The 3,072-nt window shown below is 69.2% G+C and carries 4 protein-coding genes; all 4 read left to right on the plus strand.

Annotation, left to right across the window (positions count from 1 at the left end):
* Positions 1-314 precede the first annotated feature (314 nt).
* From AB0M65_RS40595 to AB0M65_RS40610, 4 genes are read left to right on the plus strand one after another with little or no spacing between them, the layout of a single operon-like run.
* Positions 315-914 carry a TetR/AcrR family transcriptional regulator gene (locus AB0M65_RS40595; protein WP_364040922.1) on the plus strand — a complete coding sequence of 200 codons (600 nt, stop codon included), beginning with the start codon at positions 315-317 and terminating at the stop codon, positions 912-914.
* Positions 904-1,782: a crotonase/enoyl-CoA hydratase family protein gene (locus AB0M65_RS40600; protein WP_364040925.1), complete on the plus strand. Its 879-nt coding sequence runs from the start codon at positions 904-906 to the stop codon at positions 1,780-1,782. The genes AB0M65_RS40595 and AB0M65_RS40600 overlap by 11 nt, the downstream gene beginning before the upstream one ends.
* Entirely contained in the window at positions 1,779-2,669 is an 891-nt protein-coding gene (locus AB0M65_RS40605) for a diiron oxygenase (protein WP_364040928.1), read from the plus strand. Before AB0M65_RS40600 ends, AB0M65_RS40605 begins: the two co-directional genes overlap by 4 nt.
* A 21-nt stretch (positions 2,670-2,690) precedes the next feature.
* Complete coding sequence (locus tag AB0M65_RS40610) at positions 2,691-2,948, plus strand: hypothetical protein (protein ID WP_364040931.1); 258 nt, start codon at positions 2,691-2,693, stop codon at positions 2,946-2,948.
* Positions 2,949-3,072 lie beyond the last annotated feature (124 nt).

Raw genomic sequence — 3,072 nt, forward strand, 5'->3', positions numbered from 1 at the left:
GCCGCGCCTCAACGACCCCCACCCTCGACTGAGCCGAGGGAAGGGGTCCTTCACGCGGGTACCCCGAGTACGTGAAGGACCCCTTTATGTACTTAGGCGCCCTGAAGGGGGCCTTGCGGCAGGGAAGGGCGCCGGGTAGGCGGGGTCGGGTTGGTCGTGAGCGGTAAGTCGGGATAGGGCGGGTCGCGTTTAGTCCTCTAGTTGCGTTTCGCGCGGTGGTGGTGGTCCGGGAAGGACCCCTCATGTACTTGCGGCGCGGGAAGGCGGGGGGCGGGACGTTGCTGAAGCGCGGAATCCGTGCTTCACTCTTTGACGTGCCCTACCGACGTACTCCGAAGACGCAGGCAAGGCTGGACCTTCAGCGAGGCGAGATCCTCACCGCCGCCATCGCGTTGCTGGCCGAAGTCGGCTACGCGGGCTGTTCCATGGCCGCGGTCGCGGCGCGGGCCGGTGTGGGCACCGGCAGCGTCTACCGGCAGTTCCCGGCCAAGGCCGATCTGGTCGTCGAGGTCTTCCGCGAGGTGGTCTCCCGGGAGGTCACGGCCGTCGAGGCGGCCGCGGCGCACGGTGACGTCCGCGAGCGGGTGGTCGCGGTGATCGAGACGTTCGCCGGCCGGGCGTTGAAGGCGCCTCGGCTGGCGTACGCGTTGCTGGCCGAGCCGGTCGACGCCGTGGTGGAGGCCGAGCGGCTGGTGTTCCGCCGCGCGTTCCGCGACGTCTTCGCCAGGACGATCGCCGACGGCGTCGCCAGGGGGCTGCTCCCGCCCCAGGACGCGGAGGCTACCGCCGCGGCACTGGTGGGCGCGGGCGCGGAGATGCTGGTCGGTCCGCTGGCCGGGGACGGCGGCCCGGACACGATTCCCACGCTGGTCACGTTCACCCTTCGTGCGCTGGGAGGTTCCGATGGCGCTTGAGACGCTCACCTATCGCGTCGAAGACCGGAAGGCCTACCTGACGCTGAACCGCCCCGAGCGGCTCAACGCGATCAACGACGTCATGCCCGGCGAGATCCGGCAGGCCGTGGAGCGGGCGAACGAGGACGACGACGTCCGGGTGATCGTGGTACAGGGCGAGGGCCGGTCGTTCTGCGCCGGATACGACCTCAAGCAGTTCGCCGAGCAGGACGCGGAAGGCCGCTGGAACCAGGGACCGGCCTGGGATCCGGTCAAGGACTACCGGGTGATGAAGCGCAACACCGACGACTTCTTCAGTCTCTGGCGGTCGCTGAAACCCACGATCTGCAAGGTACAAGGGCACGCTGTCGCGGGCGGCAGTGACATCGCGCTCTCGTGCGACGTGCTGATCATGGCTTCCGACGCGCGTATCGGCTACCCGCCCGCGCGAGTGTGGGGCTGCCCGACGACCGCGATGTGGGTCTATCGCGTCGGCGCCCAGCGCGCGAAGCGGATGCTGCTCACCGGCGACACCATCGACGGCACCACCGCGGCGGAGTGGGGGCTCGCGCTCGAAGCGGTGGAACCCGGCCTGCTCGACGCCGCCGTCGAGGAACTGGCCGACCGGATGGCCGGGATGCCGACGAACCAGCTGGTGATGCAGAAGCTGATGGTCAACCAGGCCTACGACAACATGGGCCTCTCCGGCACCCAGACACTCGCGACGTTCTTCGACGGCATCACCCGGCACACGCCGGAAGGGCGCTGGTTCCGCGAGTTCGCCGAACGCGACGGCTTCCACGACGCCGTCGCCTACCGCGATTCCGGCCAGGTCATCCCTGACGGCGGCGGACCGCTGCCCGAACCCGACTCGAGGAGGTCTTCTTGACCGCGAACACCGAAAGCGAACGGGTGGCCGAGCGCCTGCAGCGCTCGTCCGCACGGCACTCTTACGACCCGGACATCGACGTCGACTGGCAGGCACCGCTGATCGACGGCGCCTACGGCAAGGCACCGGAGCGGTGTTCCCTGTACGGGACCGAGCTGTGGGACCGCCTCGACGAGGAGCAGCGCGGCGAGCTGAGCCGTCAGGAGGCGGCGGCAGCGGCTGCGTCGGGGATCTGGTTCGAGCTGATCCTCATGCAGGGCCTGGTGCGCCACGTCTACAACAGCGACCCGACGACGCACAACGCCCAGTACGCGCTCACCGAGATCGCCGACGAATGCCGTCACAGCACCATGTTCGCCCGCTCGATCGCGAAAACCGGCGGTGTCGTCCGTCGGCCGAGCCGCTCGGCGCACCGGGCGGGCAAGGTGTTCGGCGCGGTCTGCGGTCCGGCGTTGCTGTTCGCCGGGGCGATCTACGTCGAGGAACTCGCCGACGGGATGCAGCGCGAGATGATGCGTGACTCCAGCCTGCAGCCGATGATCCGGATGATCTCCCGAATCCACGTCCTGGAAGAGGCGCGCCACATCAGCTTCGCCAAGGACGAACTGGAGCGGGCCTGGGCCCGGCACGGGCGCGTCGGGCGCGAGCTGATCCGCTGGGCGATCGCCGCGATGGCGTTCGTCGCGACGTCGGAACTGCTGCACCCCAAGGCGTACACATCCGTCGGGCTCGATCCCCGCGAAGCCCGTCAGGTCGCCAAGACCAACCCCCACTGGCGCCGGACGAAGGCACAGTGGGCGGCCAAAGCCGTCGAGCACTTCACCGAAATCGGGCTCATCAAGGGACCGAGCCGGAGGCTATGGCGCCGCGCCGGCGTCCTCGGCTGAGAAGAAGCACGAAAGGAACCCATGTCCGCACGTACCGGCCAGGTACTCGGCCTCACCATCGCCGCGACCGGTCTCGCCCACTTCGCCGCCCCGTCGGCCTTCGAGCCCGTGACACGGATGGCCTTCTCCGGCGACACCCGCCGGTGGACTTATCGCAACGGTGCCACCGAACTCGCCATCGGCCTCGCGATCGCGGCCGGTCCCACGCGTAAGGCGGGGGCCGCCGGGCTGGCCGTCTACGCCGGCTGGCTGGCCAAGCGGGTCCTCGCGCGGCGCTGAGCAGCAGCGTGTCATGAGGGGTCCCCATAGGACGAAATTTGTCAAGGGACTCGATGGTCTCTTCCTGGCTCATGGGCGCGGTGGTGGGAGTGCGCTGCTCGGCAGCGGCAGTCATGCGGGTTTC

This window comes from Amycolatopsis sp. NPDC051071 (assembly GCF_040682875.1).
In the GTDB taxonomy this organism is placed as follows: domain Bacteria; phylum Actinomycetota; class Actinomycetes; order Mycobacteriales; family Pseudonocardiaceae; genus Amycolatopsis.

Excerpts from the sequence above, each read along its gene's own strand:
- AB0M65_RS40600 (WP_364040925.1), top strand. The coding sequence starts at position 904 with ATGGCGCTTGAGACGCTCACCTATCGCGTCGAAGACCGGAAGGCCTAC.
- AB0M65_RS40610 (WP_364040931.1), top strand. The coding sequence starts at position 2,691 with ATGTCCGCACGTACCGGCCAGGTACTCGGCCTCACCATCGCCGCGACC.